Source organism: Aporhodopirellula sallentina SM41 (genome assembly GCF_000346505.1).
In the GTDB taxonomy this organism is placed as follows: Bacteria; Planctomycetota; Planctomycetia; order Pirellulales; family Pirellulaceae; genus Rhodopirellula; species Rhodopirellula sallentina.
In genome coordinates this window covers 23,821-40,065 of record NZ_ANOH01000431.1, presented here as the reverse complement: position 1 = coordinate 40,065, position 16,245 = coordinate 23,821, and the positions used below count along the sequence as shown (strand labels likewise).

Here is a 16,245-nt window from a genome sequence, read left to right as displayed (position 1 = left end):
AGGAGGTTCCAAATCCCCAAAAGACAGAAACGACGGTCAACTTCGGCGATGATTGTACTGGCTTATTCGCTAGGTACAATTAAATATTCCTTAACGATCATTCAGGAATTCGAAATGACCGCTTCTGCCGATCTCACCCTGCGATCTGCGGCGATTAACATTGCCCACCTGCACACATTTCGGCATGTGATGCAGCAAGGAGGCTACGCCGCAGCGGCACGCGTCACGGATCTATCGGTCCCATCCATTTGGCAGCACATTCACGCCCTCGAAAAGATGTACGAGGTCGAATTGTTCCACCGCGTCGGTCGGCAAGTCCGCCCCACCTCCGCGGCGAAACAACTCTACGAAGAAATCGACGGCATTCTCGTTCAACTCGAATCGACATTCGAACGAATGAGCCGCGAGCCAAGCAAGCAAACCATTCGGCTGGTCACCGGCGTGCGGATGATGATCGAGGACCTCGCCGAACCGCTCGCGAAATTTCACGACCAACATCCCAACCGGTTAGCCATCCGGCAGGGCAATGAACGTCGAGCATTGGAACTGCTGCTCGCGGACGAAGCCGACATTGCGTTGACGCTCGAACCGGGACTGCATCAGGGCTCATCCGGCATTCACTACGAACCGGCTTACACGGTCGAGTTTCTTGCCGTTTGCAGCAAGTCGCATCCCTACGCCAAGGCACGCTCCCACGGATTGCGTGAACTGTCTAAACATCCTCTGGTCGTCACCGCCGCGGGAACACATGGTCGCGACGCACTCGAACAGGCGTTTCATCGCGAGGGGCTCGTTTCCAACATTCACATCGAAACCGATAACAGCGCCTTCACGATCGCGTGCGTCAAAGCGGGAGTCGGCGTGGGAATCCTCGCCGGTCGCCGACAGGGAGACCTCTGCCAATCGCTCGCGACGCGTTCACTCAGCAAACAACTCGGCAAACGAAAGATCGTTTTCATGTGGCGGCGAGGACGTTTGCTCACCGAACCGATGTTGGAATTGATCGATGCGGTCAAGTGCATCGAATCAGGCGAGTAAACAGATCCTCGCGAGTCGGCCTACGCTCCGCCGGAGTCACTCGCGGGCTTCTCACCCGAACGCATCGCCGAGAGCGACTGCATGAGTTCCTGCGGCAACGATCGCAGATGAAGGTCGCGTTGAGGGAACGCGATCTCGATTCCCGCCGCGTTGAACTCTTTGTTGATCATCGTGTGCAATTCGTGGATCGCGGACAGGCGGTTATCGAGGTCAGCCAGATAACACCGCAGCACGAGGTTCAGCGTCGAATCGCCAAACCCTTCGAAGGTCACATTCGGCGCCGGATCCACCGAGATCGAACTGTGTTCGGCACAGATCTTCTTGAGCAAATCACATGCTTGATCGGTATCACTACCGTACGCCACACCCACATTCACGACGACACGGTTCGTCGTGTCGGTCAAAGTCCAGTTCACCAAGCGACCGGTGATCAAATCCTTGTTCGGAATGATCAATTCCTGTCGGTCCCAGTTCGTGATCGTCGTCGCTCTCATTCGGATCCTCGCAACAACGCCGGTGGTATCACCGAGAGTCACGATGTCGCCCACACGAATCGGTTGCTCGAACAGGATAATCAATCCGCTAACAAAGTTCGCAAAGATCTCCTGCAGACCGAACCCGAGCCCGACACCGAGCGCGGCAACGAGCCACTGGATATTATCCCATCGCAAGCCGAGCGTTTTCGCACTGATCCCCAGTCCGATGAACATCAACGCGTACGTACCGAGCGTCGTGATCGCGTAACGCACTGGTTTTTCGAGCGGCAGACGCTCCAATAACACGCCTTCAATCAAACCGGGCAGGTTCCGCACCGACGCCCACGTTAAGACCACGACCGGGATGGTTTTCACCACGTCGGCGAGTGTGACGTAAACGATTTCCCCTTGTTGATCGACACTCGTCCACAACCGGATCGATTCGAGATAACCTACCGCGGGAAGCACCGGCGACCAAATCCACGCAACACCGATCAGAGTGGCAATGATCAAAAACGTGTTCAGCAAACGGCTCGTCTGTGCACTGATCTCAGATGCTTCCATCGTCGTCGGTTGCTCGACGTCCACACCGACGGCACCAATTCGGTCTGCTTCCTCGAGTCGTTCACGGTGCACCGCCCACGCCAAACGACGTCGCTGCGTCAGCAACCAACGACGCACGGTTCCTCCGATGAAGAACGCGACGACACACACCCCGAACGTATAGTAGAGCTGCTCGATGAGCACCTCCGCGGCACGGCCGTACCCCATCACCGCGACAACCGCAAAGACGATCGGCAGCCAAACAATTGGCAGGAACCATATGTGTCGCAATCGCGCCAGCCATCCGTCGGGGTTGTCACGAATCTCGACCGAGAAAATACCTTTGTTCGGCTCGAGCGTTCGCCACAAGACAATGCTCAGCAAAATCATCCCACAGATAAACATCAACCGGCTAAGCGCCTGGGTCAACTGATATCGTCCGAGTTCCGAAGCAGTCACAAAGATGATCAACACCGGCAATCCGATGTCGATCAGAATCCGCAACCATCGGCGTAATCCTCTGATTGAATCTTCGTCGGTATTGAAGTGAGCGATCGCGAGCCCCTGTGGACGCAACCACTGACGCAACAACTCAACCGGCATGGCTGCGACGGCGGCGAGGTGAAACGCCTGATAGACAGACCGCACCAAAGGTTCGGCCCCTCCGGACGCTTTCAACGCGTCTCCGGTTATCCATAGCAACGCAACGAGCGGCAACATCAACGCAAACGACAAGAGCGTGGCCGCAAAGGTTGGCTGCAACGACAGACTCTGTCGACTCGATGCCCTCTTTCCGTGTTCGGCAATCCGGCGGCGCAATCGCGTACCGAGCCCGAGAACCGTCGCCAAAGCAATCAACACGATGACAATCAACTCGGGGCGATTCAGATACCCTTCAAACAATCGAGTGCCGAGCAACTTGAGGTGCCGAGGGTGAACGATCCACCGGAACGATTGCCAGGCCAAGGGAATGTCACGCAACCGAAAAACGGCTTCGTTTCGGATCCAAACAATATGCGAGTCAATAAGCGAAAGAAGCTGCGAAACGGTCTTACGTAGCCTCTCGAGTTCGCGTCGCCGCTGGGCCAACTTCGCCAAGTGCGTTTCCAAATCAGCGATAAACTTGGCGAGCAACTCGACCTCGGTTGCCGGCAAGTTGCTCGACGACGGACTGCTGCCGAGAATCACGCGTTCGGAAAAGACCTCCATCGGCAACTCTCCGGCGACCGAATCGTCGATCCCCTGCAGAGTCAGTTCGAGCTGACGTTGCAAGTCGCGACGTTTCTCGATCGTCTGATCGATCTTTGAAATCTGATCACCGATTTGACTCAGTGAAGGCAGTCGGTTTTTTAACAACTGCAGCTGCAAACCTTCGCTGCTAGAAAGACGTTCGCCCGTGCGGTTGGATTCGGCGATTTGCGATTGCGTTTCGGTGAGTCGGTCTGCCCACGTATCCGTTTGGATTTTCTCTTTGGCCAACATCCGGTCGGCTTGATCGGTTTCACCGATGATCTCAATCCAAACATCTTTGAGCTTGAGAATTTGTGACGATTCCGTACTGCCACCTGCCTTGACGATTTCCTCTTTGTAGTCCTGCAGCTCGGTTTCGATTTGGCTTTGACGCTGCATCTGCAAAATCGCCGACCATCGATCCTGAACCATCTCAGCCTGCCGAACGTTACGCTGAGCCGCGGCACTTTGCAGCGGCAACAGCTCGGCTTGCGCCTCGTGCAACATCTGTTCGCGTAGCGCCGCATCGAGGCGTTGCTTGGCAGACGCGAGCTGCGCCGCCAACAACGCTTCGCGAACGTGGCGAAGTTGGCCTTCGGGATCATCATTCAGTTCCCCGACCGACGACGATTCGAGCGTTTCGATTTCCTGCCGGAGTGTCGATATTTCACCGGGCAATTTTTCCAACCTGGCTTTGCGAGTAGCGATCGCGGCGTCGGCTTTTTGCGATTTCTCAAGAGCGGCTACGACGTCTGACTTGGCGAGAATGAGTTTCTGTTTGAGTTCATCGATCGTCAGGTAGTCGTCGATCTCTTCGGGCACTTTTAACTCTTCGGGCACTTCCAATGGCCGCTCGGATTCTTCTTTTGCGTCTCGCTTGTCGCGTTCAATTTTCGCTAGCGCTTTGTCATATCCGGCGATCGCGTCGGAGGCGGCTTGCTTGCCCGCCAGAACTTTGCCGAGGTCAGTCAACGACGACACGATGAGATCGCGCAGCATCGGGTCGAGCGAGTCGTCCTTGCTCACGCGACCAATTTCGCTCGCGACGGCTTCGGAATTGGTCAGCGGAATCTGCTCGGTCGGCTTGGTCGTTTCGGTCTTCCCGGCATCGTCCGCCGCGGTGGCACCGGATGCCTGAATCGGCATTGCCACCGCCACGTGATGAATCGGCGGCGCAGCGTGTGGTGGCCGAGTGGCAGCTCTGCCCAACGAAGCAGCCTCGGATTGGCGACCGCTCCCGCCGGCAAACGTCACCGGCCCCAAACGTGAATCGGCCAAACCGTCAGCCGCAATCGCTTGAGTCGCCACAACCGCAGCAACCGCGAACCAGAATGCGACAACACTCATGCGGATCGCATGGCGTGAGACGCGGCGTCGAACATCGTGGTTTCTATATGGCAACATGGGCGTAGTTTGTGAAATTCACACTTGCGATTGATAGGGCAAAACTATGATCGAGATTTTCCCGTTTCACTTGACAGAATCGAGCCTATTTTGATAGCCCATGGAATTATGGGCGAATCCTCCAACCACGACCGACTTCAACCGAACCGCTGCATGACGCCCGCGCCAGCGGTGAGGATCGTGTTTGGACTGTTCGTGACGATCACTGCTGCGTTTTTACCCGCGTCGATCGAGGCGGCCTCTCCGCAGACCTCGACACAGTACGTTTTGCTCAACAACGATAGCGTGTTGACCGGGACGGTTTGGCGTCGTGGCTCGTCGGTCATTGTACGTCGAGGCAACCAATCGGAATTGACTCTTCGAGCGGACCAAGTGGTTGCGGTCGAAAACGACGTGATGGAGTTGTACCAATCTCGGATTCGCTCTCAGCGTCGTCGCACACTCCCGTCGCTCAACGATCTGATCAAAGACCTTCGATGGTGCATCGATAACGGGCTGCCCGACCAAGCGACGCGGCTTCTGATTCAGATTCATTCCGTCGCACCCAATCATCCCGTTGCCCTCCAACTCGAATCGCGACTGCGGCGAATGAACTCGACCGAGGAAGCGGGTTCGATCAGTTCAACGCAGGACAATCATTTTACGTCCGCGACACACGCGATCGCATTTGACGAAACGGACTCTCGTCGAGGCAACAACCCGATTCAACCGGCCAGCCATTTGGTGGAACGCCCATCAATACCGTCGGAAACACAACACACCAACGCATCGATTAACACGCTCAACGCCCCCGCATCCTTGCACCCGTTCACTTCACGAGTGCAACCGATCCTGATGGCGCGATGCGCGAGTTGCCACCACGAATCATCACCGGAGGCCACCGAGTGGCACCTCACCTTGCCTGCCAGCGGCGCGATGCGAGTCACCCAGCGAGGCTCGATCGCCAACTTCAATGCCACACTGCCGTATTGCCAACCCAAACGTCCGTCAGACAGCGAGCTGATCACGATGGCGACCCGCTACCACGGAAGCGATGCATCCACGACTAACTCGGCACAGTCCAACCAACAACCGCCGATCGCCGAACACGAAGTCGCACTTATTCGAACATTGACGGACTGGATCGCCACGGTCCGGCCGCCGTCGCGGGACGCAACTCCAACGGCCACCGCCGACATCCAGGAACCGATCACAACAGCCGAGCAAAGCCCGCTGAACCGGATCCAGCCCGCCGAAGTCGCCGCGTCGCTATCGAGCCCGCAAGACAACGAAGCCAGCGAAGGAATCGATACCGAAGCGAATGACTTCAACCCAATCGCTGGCCAACCTTCTACCGAGCCGACTTCCGGCCGCCCGGTACGCCTTCCCGTCGTCGAAAATCCAAACGACGTACGGCACTTCAACCGCGAAACCCGCCTCCGGCGAATCTTAGGCCTCGGCAGCTAATAGACATTCGGCCGAGTTGGTCGCTCGCACGTCATCACGACAAACAAAGTCGGTCATCTGCGGGACATTGAACGACTCGCTGGTTCGATCGAGATCACTGGTACGCCGATTGCGTCTTCTTCACCTGCAACTAACGCCGATTTAACGCCGCGTTAGCAAACGTTCGCTCGTGAGGGAGAAAGCTATGGAATTTGTCCGCCTGTTGCTGGCCTTTGTGCTGCCGCCCGCCTCGGTTTACATTCAATTCGGTATTAACAAACACTTCTGGTTCAATTGCCTGCTCACGCTGCTCGGCTTCGTGCCCGGCGTACTGCATGCGATCTATGTCATGGCGTCGCGCCGCCCGGGGCTGGCCCGCTTGCCTTAGCATCCCTGCTCTTTTTGCCGTCCATGCGATCAACTCCTGCACCGAACGACAACCACGAGGCATCGCGCGGCGAGACAGCGGCATCAGCAACCGACAACACCACGTCAGACGCGAACTCAGTCGCCTGCGCTAGCGAGACCGATCCCCCAATCGATCGCGTGCTGCTGATCCCCGGTTTGCTCGAACCGCGAACAGCGCTGCTGCCAATGCGTCAGCATCTGCGCCGCCATGCAAAGGAGGTCACGATCTGGCGAGACCGGTACGCTTTTCGAAACACCGAAGCGAGCGTGCAGCGACTGTCGGAATTCATCACTGACGCCAGCCGAGAGGAACGCATCGGTATCGTCACCCACAGTTTCGGTGATTGGGTGGCCCGGCAAGCCATCGCGAGAAGCCCGAATCACCGCGTTGATGCACTCGCCTCGATCGCTCCGGTAATCCGAAGCGGGTTCGTTCCGAAAGTGATGCACTATCTCGGTGGCGACTTGATGCCTGAAATCGCCGTCATCGCAAACGCGGAAAAAGCCCGCGAGTCACTCGATTGCGACCGTTCACTAAGGCGAATGGTAATTTGGGCGTTGATCGATCTCGGAGTCGGGCGTGCCGACTTAACCCACCTGCCCAACGTCAAAGTCCACCGGGTCGCGGCAACGCATTTATCGGTAGTGCTGCAGCCGAACGTCTTTCGACTCGTTGAAAGATTTCTGTTCGACGATCAGAACGGCAGCGAACCGGGAGGCTCATCACCGTCGTCGAAATCTTCGAGCTGATCATCGTAGGAACTGCCCCGCATCTCGTGATCGTCGAGGAAACTCTCGCCGTCCTCATCGTCGTCGAGCAATTCGTCGATGTCCTCATCCATCTCTTCATCGCCCGGATCGAGTAAATGATCCGGTGGCGAATGCGAGTCCTCGGGGATCCAACGGATCGTCGGCCGTGGAGGATCGGATAACGACGTGCCGCATTCGATCGCCGACCAACTGATGTTGCCCGGACCATCCGCGGTATCCCCCGTACAGACGTCTTCGTCACCGGCGAGCAGGTACAGGGTGGCATGACGCAGGAAGTTCTCGATGTCGCCGGGTTGATAGACCTCACGCCGACAAACGGCCTCCATATCCGGCAGGTCGAACTGCCCGTTGCCGACCGTATCCATCACCACCCATCCGTCCTCCTCCGAAAAAATCCGGACGTTGGTCCACATGTCCAGCGGCGGCAATTCATGGCACCACGCGTGGTTGAGCCCCTGGCGCAGCAGGCTCGCGTCCCGCAGGATCTCCCCACCCGGGTTGAAATAGCACAGAGAATGGGGGGATTCCAGTAAAGCGGTCACGGCGCGGGTCAGCGTTTGCAGTTCCGCGATCGCGTCATAGTCCTCCGGGACCATCGGCAAATCGTCGTCGTCATCGTCCGAACCGAGGACGTAGCTGATCAGCAGCCTCACGTGGCAGGTGTGCTGCGAAACGGCTTCAGCCGCGCCATCCCACCCCCAAGATTGTGATGTCGCTCGCTCTAACCCCCCGGGAAAAGCAAGCGGTCCGAACTGACCGAGTGACCACGCAACGAAACGCTCCGGCGACTCATCGGGGTCCCCCATATCGTCCGGCCAGGGTGTCGACGTCGGCGTGACGAGCAAATGCCCGCCGACTTCGGGTCGGAATTCGTAAACCAACGTTTCCGGAGAATCATCATCGTCGGACTCCTGGCGCGCGACTAACTCGAACATCTTTAGTCGTTCCTGGATTTCCTCCAACGGCAGCGGCTGTTTCAGCAGCACGCACATCCCTTGGGTGAACAATCCCTTTGCCATCAAGTCACTCCTGTCCGGTTGTTTCGCGAGCGATTCTTTTCCGTACCCGGGGCGCCGAACCGATCGGTTAACCGTCACGCCGTTCCATTTCGCTCTCGCACCTCTCAATCTAAAGCAGAGACCTATTGAAAGCGACCGTTCGCAGGTCTTTTTGCGCCGGTTGCAACAAAATTAGCGACTGCGGGGGAGGAAAAACGTGAAATGATTCCGCGGGGGTGCAGCGAACAAAATGACAGGGGAGATGTATAAATTAGAGTTGGGTTAGTTCCTTTTGCGTGCGACAGGACCACCCGTGGATTGCCCCACCTGCCTGCGAAAGAAATCCAATGTGGGGGCATTTGGTGGAAAAATGGCACCACTGCTAACATTCCGCAGTAATTTCCGTAATAATTCATTACGGCTGCCGCTAATGGTTGCCGCATTCCTACCTTATAGAGGTAGGTTTCTCGTTGCCCCCCCGATTTACAGATCCGGCCAGATTTTGGCGGAACTGATTGAGTCGCGTCATCGTCTACTTGCCAAATACCTCTTTTTCGCAACGTCTCACCCCCTCCTTTTCACTGGAAAAAACAATGTCAAAACGACTTCTCATCGTCGATGACCACGCTGTTTCGCGGTTGGGCACCCGCGCAGCCCTGAGCGAAACCGACATCGAAATTGTCGGCGAAGCTACCAAGGCTGCTGAAGCCCTCGAATTCGTCAACAACGACACCCCTGACGCGATCCTTCTGGATATCCGGATGGATGGCGGCGACGGCCTCAACACGCTCGGTCGTGTCAAACTCGACCACCCCGATCTGCCTGTGTTGCTGTTCTCAGGTTACGACAACCCAACCTACGTCGCTCGTGCGGTAGCTCTTGGTGCATCCGGATACGTTCTCAAAACGGCTCCCGTGGAGCGTTTGATCGAGGCATTGAACCTTTGCTTCGCCGGAGAACAATCCTGGACTCGCGAAGAACTTCGTCGCGTTACCGGTGCCCTGGCAACTCCACGGATGAACCAAGACATCGACGTGCCGTTGACCCAGCGTGAGAGCGAAGTGCTTCGTCAAATGGCCCTCGGCCTGACGAACAAAGAAATCGCCAAGATGCTCGGCATCAGCTACGAAACCGTCAAAGAGCACGTGCAGCACATCCTGCGTAAACTCGGCGTTTCGGACCGCACCCAAGCCGCTGTCTGGGCCGTTCGTAAAAACCTAGTCTAGTTCGCGGAAATACGATTCGAATTGCCGCCACGCTGTTGTGGCAATTGGGTCGAGACCGAAAGGTTCCGCCGAGCAACGTCCGCGGGTGCCCCACCGCGGGAGGCTAGGAACATTAGACGACAAATTTGTCGTCTCAATTCAACCAACAAAGACCCAACAGCGACCACACCTCTCGCCCGACGTTTCGACGTCTGACCGAGAGGTTTTTTTATGCACTCACCGAAACCGCAGTCACTCAAACGTTGGTGCAGTCGCCAACACTGCCCGCCGGCAAACAAGACCGCGGCGCCGGCGAGTACCGCCCCATCTCCCGTGGTCCCCGGTAGCGTGATGGACTCGGTTTCATCATCCTAACCACACTCACTCGACCTTCTCATCAAGATCCTTCAGCGAATTCTCTCCATGTGCACTCAGTCCGTTCCCGCTACCGCGTTAACAGACTTTCAACTCCGCCTCGAGGAGGAATCTTACCGATACCGAACGCCGATGAAATTTGGTGGTCGCGTCGTCACCGACGTCACTGTCTTGAACGTCCACTGCGACGCACAAATCGCAGACGGTCGTCGGGCGAGCGGTTTGGGAAGCATGACGATGGGTGTTGCCTGGGCATGGCCCGATGCGAACGTTCCTGCCGCAAAGAAACTCGAAGTGGTGCTCGAGATTGCACGCCGGATGGCGAAAGAATTCGAGGACGCGTCACCGACAGGGCATCCGATCGAGATCTGTGTCGACCTGTCTGAACACCGACATCGCATCGCTGAGGAGATCGCACGGCAACACCAATTGACATCCGCGATCCCGGAACTGGCGATCATGCTCGCGTGTTCGCCGATCGAGGCGGCACTGTTCGATGCTCAAGGAAAAGCCGCCGGGGCGAGCAGCTACGCGCTTTTGTCGCCCGAACATCTGCGATCCGATCTCGGCACACTACTGCGTGACGATTCGTATCGTGGTCTCACGCTCGATCAATTCATCTCTCCAACACCGGTTGCCTCCCTGCCGCTGTATCACCTCGTCGGTGCCCTCGACCCACTGACGACAGACGATATCGAAACGCCTGTCGGCGACGGACTTCCCGAAACGCTCGGCGAGTGGATTGAAAGGAACGAACTGACGCACCTCAAGATCAAACTCAACGGCGACGACCCGCAGTGGGACTTAGAACGCGTCATTGCGATCCACGATGTTGCCAACCAAACGTTGCACCGGGGAAGTTCCACTGGAAAACCTTACTGGTACTCGCTCGACTTCAACGAACGATGCCCCGACGAGGACTACGTGCTGCAACTGCTGTCCGAACTACAGTCGCAATGCAAACAAGGCTATGACCGGGTCCAGTACATCGAACAACCGACCGCGCGCGACCTCAGCCGCCCCGATGCCGTCACGATGCACCGAGCGGCAAAATTGAAACCGGTCGTCATCGATGAGTCGTTGACCGATCTGGCGAGCCTGCGACTGGCCGTATCGCAGGGTTACTCGGGGATCGCGCTGAAGGCATGCAAAGGGCATGCAGAAGCGTTGCTTCTCGGCGCGGTTGCACGGCATGAGAAAAGGTTTCTCTGCGTGCAAGACCTCACGTGCGTCGGAGCCTCTCTGTTGCACTCGGCGTCGCTGTCGGCTCACATCCCTGGGGTCGCCGCAGTCGAAAGCAACGGCCGCCAATATTGCCCAGCAGGAAACCAAGCATGGATGAAGGACTACGAACCGATGTTTGAAATTCGCGGCGGTGCCGTTCCCACTGCGATCCTCAGTGGAAACGGTCTTGGCTATTCGGCACCGGCGAACGAACAATGATCTAGGAAGCGTTCGCGATCGTCTTCTCGATCCGCTGGAGAACCCGCTCTTTGCCGATCACAGCCAACGTCTCGAACATTCCGAATCCACCTGCGGCGCCCGTGGTCGCAACACGAAGGGCATGGATGATCTCACCGAGCCCGATCGATTGGTCTTCGCAGAATCCTTTCACCGACTTCTCGACGGCGTCTGCGGAAAACTCGTCCGCCCCACTGAGATGTTCCCGGAGTTTGCCTAGCAACTCAATCGCGTTGCCGGGCTTAACGATTCTCTTTTGGTACGCCTTTGGGTTGATTTCGTAATCGTCGACGAAGCAGTAGTCGAAATCGATAATGTCGCCCGCCATTTTCAGGCGGTCACCGGCCCCGGCGATCACGTCTGCTAGCTTTTGCTCTGACTCGTCGTTGCCGGATTCGACCCAACCGGCAGCCACGGCAAACGGCTTCACCATGCCAACCTTCACATCCTGTGGCAGAGCGTTGAACGCGTCGGCTTGGAACGCGGTCAGCTTCGCCGGATCAAATGACGCGGGGGCCTTGTTGACGCGATCGAGCGTAAAGAGTTTGATCATCTCCTCGCGAGTGAACTTTTCCTGCTCGCCATCGAGCGACCAACCCAGCAGCATCAGATAGTTCAACAATGCATCCGGCAAGAATCCGATTTCACGGTAGAAGTCGACGAGCACCGGATTGAACGTATCGTCGTCGGTCGTCAGCGCACATCGCTCGGCGATCGCTTTGCCTCTGGTCATCAAATTGGCAAAGTCACGATTCTTCAGATACTTGTCGAGTTTTCTCTTGCTCAGTTTTGCCGTCCCACCCGGTTCGGCAACATAAGGCAAGTGAGCGTAGGTCGGCAGTTCATAGCCGAGCGACTGAGCGATAAAAACTTGACGAGGCGTGTTGGGCAGGTGCTCCGCCGCTCGCACCACATGCGTGATCCCAAACGCATGATCATCCACCACACTCGCGAGGTGATAGAGCGGACTGCCGTCGGCTCTGGCGATCACGTGATCCTGTTCCGACGCCCATTCCACGACAACCTCGCCGCGGATCAAATCGTTGATCACGCACTGGCCGTCGCGTGGCATTTTCAACCGGACGACGCCTTCCCGGCCTTCGGCTTGATACTTCTCTACGTCAGCCTCGTCGTTGGCCATCCAACGTCGGTCATAAACGAACGCCTGACCACTTTCTCGCGCGGCCTCACGCAAGGTTTGCAATTCGTCAGGTTTCGCAAAGTCGCGGTACGCATGACCGGACTCGAGCAGTCGAGAAATCGCGTCGGCATACATCTCGCTTCGCTGCGACTGGAAATAAGGCCCGTGAGGACCACCGACTTCGGGCCCCTCGTCCCAATCCATTCCCAACCAACGAAACCCCTCGAGAATCGGCTGCAACGCCGCCTCGACGTTTCGCCCCGCATCCGTATCGTCAATTCGCAGGATGAACTGTCCGCCTGTCTGGCGAGCGAGAATCCAGTTGAACAATGCCGTACGCACCCCACCAATGTGCAGGTAGCCGGTCGGACTGGGAGCAAAACGTGTACGAATCATGTGACAACGGGTTGAATGAAGGGGGGAAAGTGGGATCGGCCTGAACCATTGGTCGACACAATCGCCGCGGTCAGCGCCGTTGGCAATCGCGGCCATTGGCAGACTCGGTCGTGCGGCGTGTCGCTTCGAAGACTCGAAATCGGCCGACGGCAGCAATACCGCTCAGGCAAACGCAGCGTTACAGCAAATTCGGGCGAGTGATTCGACCGACAGTGATTTCGCACGCGTCAACAGAAGACGCAGGCGAATCGACTCGCCGACATTCTGTCAGCAAATCGTGAGAAGAAAAGTGGGGCCTCGCCCACATGCGTCCTGCTCGCGAGCACGCCCGACTCGCAAACACGTCTCGCCCGGTTTACACGAACGTATTATCCCAAGATCCAATCAGAGCATCCGCCGAACGAACCCGGCGGGAGGGAGATCTTCTTCGAAGGGCGATCAGTAAACCGATCCTGCAGCCTACTTATCGGCCGCGACGATACCGTCCCGGTGGCACTTTCATCGCCCGGCGAAACGCGACGCTCATGTATTCTTCGTTCTGATAGCCGGTTCGTGCCGCGATCTCAGCCAGGGTGAGCGACGTCTCATTGAGCAGTTGGCAAACCCGATCGATGCGTCGCCGCGTGATTTCTTGGTGCAACGTCCGGCCGACGCGAGCCTGAAAACGCGACTCGAGCGACCGCCTCGACAGCGAAACCGCGTCCACCACGTCCTGCACGTTGATTCCCTTGCAATGATGATCCCGAATGAATCGAACCGCGATCGCAATTTCCTTGTCTTCGATCGCCAACACGTCCGTCGATTGACGCGCCGCGATGCCGAGCGGATCGACCAAAACGCATTCGTTTTCGAGCGTTTCGCCTCGCATCAAACGATCGAGATTCCGAGCCGCCTCGTACCCGACTCGCTTGCCCGGCAAAATGACACTCGACAGCGATGGCGTGCACAAATCACACAACACCTCATCGTTGTCGACACCGAGGACCGCGACGTCCTCAGGCACGCGGATTTGATTCTCGCGGCAAACCGTTAACACCTGTTTCGCCTTCGCGTCGTTCACCGCGAGCAAACCAATCGGTTTCGGCAACGATGCGAGCCAATACGCCAGACCGTGACGTTGTTGCTTCAGCGAAACGTCGCTGTCGTGGGATTCCCGGTGGTCGTATCGGTGAAACTTCAATCCCGCTTGCTCCACGCATAGCATGAACTCGGTCGCTCTCACATCCGAACAATCATTGCCGGGCTCGCCACAGAATGCGTACGCTTCGAATCCGCACTGATGCAGATGCTCGAAGGCCATCTTGGCGACGGCGGTTTGATTGATTTCGACCGAAGAGAACTGCGAAAGGTGATCCGCAGCACACACCGCAATCGCGGGAATATTCAAGTTCCCGACCGTATCGGCCACCGACGGATTATCGATCCGTGCGATGATCCCGTCCCCCTTCCATTCGGCCAACCACTCCGGAGATCGCGACACGGTACCGTTCTCAGAGAGATAAATGGACCATGACCCATTCTCGTTCATGTAGGAAGCAATGCCCTGAAGGAGAGAACGAGAATACGAATTGGAGTTTTCAACTAGCAGCGTGACAGCTTTGCTTTGATTCATATGCCGAACCTGCTCGGGGTGACTAAACCCCCATATTAGCCACCAAGCCGATCCCTGGCTAGCCAAATACAATCCCCCCGCCAGGAAAGCTGTCGCCGATCCGGCAACACCTCGTAATCCACCGAACAAGGCGTCGATATTTGCCTATCGCGTTGCCCTCAACCCTCGTTCATCGATGTTCCGGTAGCCGTCAGACGGATTGAGCGAGAGTCACGTGACCGCACGTCCACTACAAACACAGCATCCCGCTCACGAAAGCGTACGGATCACAATCTCGACAATTTCTACGCTCATGCGACCAGCAGGGCGATCGCTCCCAGCGCCACACCGAACGTCGTCGCAATCAGAACGAGCATTCCAGCACACCCCGACTGCGACTGAACCACCGCGCTCTCGGGTTGCTTACTCGCCGCCTCCTTCTCCATCGCCTCGATGGCATTCTTGGCCTCGAGCAACGAAGAATTCACATGCTCTTTGTAGACTTTGATCGCGTGCAGCTTTTTGCCTTGCTCGACAAACTCGCGGATCTCACGTTCCATCTCGGGAGAGAGTTCACTCATTTTGTTCTCGGCGATTGGGGAGAATGGACGAACCTGATTTTACACGTATCGAAATATTCACGTGCAGCCATCAATCGCTTTGATGCCGAAAACAACTTCATGTGGATCCCGCGAGCAGTCTTTATGATGGATTGTGATTCCATTTCACCGATCCAACAAACGTTTCACCGCGCCGCACGTCTTTCCGCATAGGAACCGAATCTTGCCTTCCACCGAGCCATCGATACATACCGTTGTCGCGACTGTTGTTGTCACGTTGATAGGAACGTTATTGTCAAATGGGTCAGCGTACTCAAAAGAAACGTCGGCACATTCAAAACGCCACACCGACAACATCGCCGCGGCAATGCAGTTTGTTCGTTCGCAAGGTGAATCGCCAAGCTCTGTGGCACTCACGCGGCTCGGCGACGAACTGCTGCGTGGTGGACGTTGCGAGGAGGCGGTCACTAACTTTGAGCTCGCGATCAAACAAATCCCGCAGTCTCTGCCGTACCTTTGGCAATACGGGATCGCGTTGTATTTCGTCGAACGCTACGACGATGCCCGTGTCCTGTTCGAAAAACATCGGTTGGTAAACGCCAACGATGTCGAGAACGCGGCGTGGCATTTCCTATGTGTCGCCAAAGCCAATAATCTGTCGCAGGCGAGATCCATCCTGCTGCCGGCCCCCGGTGACACTCGCGTTCCGATGGAAGCGGTTCTGCAACGACTTCCCGGCGGAGATTTCTCAGCAATCCGATCAGCGATTGCGGAGACAGAAAATTCTCCGCAGCATCAAGACGCCAAATTCTACGGCGACCTCTACATGGGATTGATCGCCGATGCGGAAGGGGATCGCAAAGCCGCATTGGATCATCTCAACCGTGCTGCTGCCACACCGATGACACACTACATGGCCGATATCGCGCGGGTCTACGCAAGACACTTATCGGATCAAGACTGAACCTGCCGCGGACGCCGCACGGATAACAACGTCGCCCAAACCGCTGTCAAGCGAAGTTTTTGGTAGCCTCACATGCGTTGTGCTACGATATGCCCGGACATGGATTCACTCGTCCATGTGCTCCCGCCCCAACTCCCCACCTGTCCGAAACGTCCCGATCATGAATTTGCTTTCTGTTTTTGCGCGCCTGAACATTGCTGCGTGTATTGGCCATCGGCAACCGGCATCACACCGAAACCATGTCGACATTGGCTCGATC

General features: G+C 56.8%; 12 protein-coding genes. 7 read left to right on the top strand and 5 right to left on the bottom strand.

Features of this window, described 5'->3' with window-relative positions; translation table 11 throughout:
• Positions 1 to 114 precede the first annotated feature (114 nt).
• Entirely contained in the window at positions 115 to 1,038 is a 924-nt protein-coding gene (locus RSSM_RS27900) for a LysR family transcriptional regulator (RefSeq protein WP_008687707.1), read from the top strand.
• 20 nt (positions 1,039 to 1,058) lie between these two features.
• On the opposite strand, the gene RSSM_RS27895 is transcribed toward RSSM_RS27900, so the two are convergent.
• Positions 1,059 to 4,634, bottom strand: coding sequence for a mechanosensitive ion channel domain-containing protein (locus tag RSSM_RS27895; protein ID WP_144060176.1), 3,576 nt, complete (start codon positions 4,632 to 4,634; stop codon positions 1,059 to 1,061).
• A 210-nt stretch (positions 4,635 to 4,844) separates the two neighbouring features.
• Here RSSM_RS27895 and RSSM_RS27890 point away from each other — a divergent pair, with 210 nt between their 5' ends.
• The 3 genes from RSSM_RS27890 to RSSM_RS27880 all read left to right on the top strand — a co-directional run bounded on the left by RSSM_RS27890 (position 4,845) and on the right by RSSM_RS27880 (position 7,274).
• Complete coding sequence (locus RSSM_RS27890) at positions 4,845 to 6,137, top strand: hypothetical protein (protein WP_144060175.1); 1,293 nt, start codon at positions 4,845 to 4,847, stop codon at positions 6,135 to 6,137.
• A 184-nt stretch (positions 6,138 to 6,321) separates the two neighbouring features.
• The gene (locus RSSM_RS27885; RefSeq protein ID WP_008687701.1) at positions 6,322 to 6,504 is read left to right on the top strand and encodes a YqaE/Pmp3 family membrane protein; all 183 of its coding nucleotides are present in this window, start codon (positions 6,322 to 6,324) and stop codon (positions 6,502 to 6,504) included.
• Positions 6,505 to 6,527: 23 nt separating this feature from the next.
• Positions 6,528 to 7,274 carry an esterase/lipase family protein gene (locus tag RSSM_RS27880; protein WP_044303857.1) on the top strand — a complete coding sequence of 249 codons (747 nt, stop codon included), beginning with the start codon at positions 6,528 to 6,530 and terminating at the stop codon, positions 7,272 to 7,274.
• Here RSSM_RS27880 and RSSM_RS27875 read toward each other — a convergent pair.
• Entirely contained in the window at positions 7,220 to 8,314 is a 1,095-nt protein-coding gene (locus tag RSSM_RS27875; RefSeq protein WP_044303871.1) for a DUF4261 domain-containing protein, read from the bottom strand. The two genes, RSSM_RS27880 and RSSM_RS27875, sit on opposite strands and share 55 nt — an antisense overlap.
• 572 nt (positions 8,315 to 8,886) lie before the next feature.
• On the opposite strand from RSSM_RS27875, the gene RSSM_RS27870 reads away from it, so the two are divergent.
• Positions 8,887 to 9,519, top strand: coding sequence for a response regulator (locus RSSM_RS27870; RefSeq protein ID WP_008687697.1), 633 nt, complete (start codon positions 8,887 to 8,889; stop codon positions 9,517 to 9,519).
• 402 nt (positions 9,520 to 9,921) lie between these two features.
• Complete coding sequence (locus RSSM_RS27865) at positions 9,922 to 11,316, top strand: mandelate racemase/muconate lactonizing enzyme family protein (protein WP_008687694.1); 1,395 nt, start codon at positions 9,922 to 9,924, stop codon at positions 11,314 to 11,316.
• 1 nt (position 11,317) lies between these two features.
• Here the strand turns inward: RSSM_RS27865 and gltX are convergent, their stop codons facing one another.
• From gltX to RSSM_RS27850, 3 genes are all read right to left on the bottom strand, one after another.
• Positions 11,318 to 12,871 carry a glutamate--tRNA ligase gene (gene gltX, locus RSSM_RS27860; protein WP_008687692.1) on the bottom strand — a complete coding sequence of 518 codons (1,554 nt, stop codon included), beginning with the start codon at positions 12,869 to 12,871 and terminating at the stop codon, positions 11,318 to 11,320.
• 463 nt (positions 12,872 to 13,334) lie between these two features.
• Positions 13,335 to 14,483: a DNA-binding transcriptional regulator gene (locus RSSM_RS27855; RefSeq protein ID WP_008687688.1), complete on the bottom strand. Its 1,149-nt coding sequence runs from the start codon at positions 14,481 to 14,483 to the stop codon at positions 13,335 to 13,337.
• A 290-nt stretch (positions 14,484 to 14,773) separates the two neighbouring features.
• Positions 14,774 to 15,043 (bottom strand): hypothetical protein, encoded by a 270-nt coding sequence (locus RSSM_RS27850; RefSeq protein ID WP_008687686.1) that lies wholly within the window; start codon positions 15,041 to 15,043, stop codon positions 14,774 to 14,776.
• Positions 15,044 to 15,245: 202 nt separating this feature from the next.
• On the opposite strand from RSSM_RS27850, the gene RSSM_RS27845 reads away from it, so the two are divergent.
• Positions 15,246 to 15,986, top strand: coding sequence for a tetratricopeptide repeat protein (locus tag RSSM_RS27845; RefSeq protein WP_008687684.1), 741 nt, complete (start codon positions 15,246 to 15,248; stop codon positions 15,984 to 15,986).
• Positions 15,987 to 16,245 lie beyond the last annotated feature (259 nt).

Excerpts from the sequence above, each read along its gene's own strand:
- RSSM_RS27865 (WP_008687694.1), top strand. The coding sequence starts at position 9,922 with ATGTGCACTCAGTCCGTTCCCGCTACCGCGTTAACAGACTTTCAACTC.
- RSSM_RS27880 (WP_044303857.1), top strand. The coding sequence starts at position 6,528 with ATGCGATCAACTCCTGCACCGAACGACAACCACGAGGCATCGCGCGGC.
- RSSM_RS27850 (WP_008687686.1), bottom strand. The coding sequence starts at position 15,043 with ATGAGTGAACTCTCTCCCGAGATGGAACGTGAGATCCGCGAGTTTGTC.
- RSSM_RS27890 (WP_144060175.1), top strand. The coding sequence starts at position 4,845 with ATGACGCCCGCGCCAGCGGTGAGGATCGTGTTTGGACTGTTCGTGACG.
- RSSM_RS27900 (WP_008687707.1), top strand. The coding sequence starts at position 115 with ATGACCGCTTCTGCCGATCTCACCCTGCGATCTGCGGCGATTAACATT.
- RSSM_RS27870 (WP_008687697.1), top strand. The coding sequence starts at position 8,887 with ATGTCAAAACGACTTCTCATCGTCGATGACCACGCTGTTTCGCGGTTG.
- RSSM_RS27895 (WP_144060176.1), bottom strand. The coding sequence starts at position 4,634 with ATGAGTGTTGTCGCATTCTGGTTCGCGGTTGCTGCGGTTGTGGCGACT.
- RSSM_RS27875 (WP_044303871.1), bottom strand. The coding sequence starts at position 8,314 with ATGGCAAAGGGATTGTTCACCCAAGGGATGTGCGTGCTGCTGAAACAG.
- gltX (WP_008687692.1), bottom strand. The coding sequence starts at position 12,871 with ATGATTCGTACACGTTTTGCTCCCAGTCCGACCGGCTACCTGCACATT.
- RSSM_RS27885 (WP_008687701.1), top strand. The coding sequence starts at position 6,322 with ATGGAATTTGTCCGCCTGTTGCTGGCCTTTGTGCTGCCGCCCGCCTCG.
- RSSM_RS27855 (WP_008687688.1), bottom strand. The coding sequence starts at position 14,483 with ATGAATCAAAGCAAAGCTGTCACGCTGCTAGTTGAAAACTCCAATTCG.